This is a genomic window from Streptomyces sp. NPDC059037, assembly GCF_042740015.1.
GTDB lineage: Bacteria > Actinomycetota > Actinomycetes > Streptomycetales > Streptomycetaceae > Streptomyces.
This window is the reverse complement of sequence record NZ_JBHYIG010000530.1, coordinates 1-1,311: the sequence shown is the minus strand read 5'-3', so window position 1 is coordinate 1,311 and position 1,311 is coordinate 1. Positions and strand designations below refer to the sequence as shown.

Here is a 1,311-nt window from a genome sequence, read left to right as displayed (position 1 = left end):
GATGGTTATCTGGCCAACGGCTCGGAGCCGTGGCGGATCCCGGAGGTCGATGAACTGCCCGATCTGCGGGTGCAGTTCGCCACGGGGCCCAATCACACCGAGGACGATGGCAGCGAGGTGTTCTGGCCCTACCAGCGTGACCCGCAGAGCCTGGCCCGCCCCTGGGCGATTCCCGGCACGCCGGGTCTGGAGCACCGGATCGGGGGGATCGAGAAGCAGGACGGCACCGGGAACATCTCCTACGACCCGGCCAACCACGACTTCATGGTCCGCACCCGCCAGGCCAAGATCGACGGCATCCAGGTGCCCGACCTGGCGGTCGACGACGCGACCGGGGACGCCGAACTGCTGGTTTTGGGCTGGGGTTCGACGTATGGGCCGATCACCGCGGCGGTGCGGCGGCTGCGGGCGGCCGGGGAGAGCGTGGCGCAGGCGCATCTGCGTCACCTCAACCCCTTCCCGCGGAATCTGGGCGAGGTCCTGGCGCGTTACGACAAGGTGGTGATTCCCGAGATGAACCTCGGGCAGCTGGCCACGCTCGTCCGCGCCAGGTTCCTGGTCGACGCGGTCTCCTACAACCAGGTCAACGGAATGCCGTTCAAGGCCGAGCAGCTCGCCACGGCCCTCAAGGAGGCCATCCATGGCTGACACCAAGACCGACCCCGCCGCAAGCACCGGAAACACCGGGAGCACCGGGAGTGCCGGGGGTGCCGGGGGTGCCGGGGGCGGCATCGAGGCGCTTTCGCTGGTGCCCAAGGCCGAGGCCAGGCAGTCCATGAAGGACTTCAAGTCCGACCAGGAGGTGCGCTGGTGTCCGGGCTGCGGCGACTACGCCGTCCTGGCGGCCGTGCAGGGCTTCATGCCCGAACTCGGCCTGGCCAAGGAGAACATCGTCTTCGTCTCCGGCATCGGCTGCAGCTCCCGCTTCCCGTACTACATGAACACCTACGGGATGCACTCCATCCACGGCCGCGCCCCGGCCATCGCCACCGGTCTCGCCTCCTCCCGGCGGGACCTGTCGGTGTGGGTGGTCACCGGCGACGGGGACGCGCTGTCCATCGGCGGCAACCACCTGATCCACGCGCTGCGCCGGAACGTGAACCTGAAGATCCTGCTGTTCAACAACCGCATCTACGGCCTCACCAAGGGCCAGTACAGCCCCACCTCCGAGCTCGGCAAGATCACCAAGTCGACGCCGATGGGCTCCCTGGACGCACCCTTCAACCCCGTCTCGCTGGCCATCGGGGCGGAGGCGTCCTTCGTGGCACGCACCGTGGACTCCGACCGCAAACACCTCACCTCCGTGCTGCG

The 1,311-nt window shown here is 68.3% G+C and carries 1 protein-coding gene and 1 pseudogene; both read left to right on the top strand.

Annotated features, from left to right (window positions below; genetic code table 11):
- Positions 1 to 648: pseudogene (locus ACFWY6_RS45435) on the top strand (2-oxoglutarate ferredoxin oxidoreductase subunit alpha); the annotation flags it as partial.
- 127 nt (positions 649 to 775) lie between these two features.
- A partial coding sequence (locus tag ACFWY6_RS45430) for a 2-oxoacid:ferredoxin oxidoreductase subunit beta (protein WP_384703796.1) occupies positions 776 to 1,311 on the top strand: 536 nt, incomplete at its 3' end.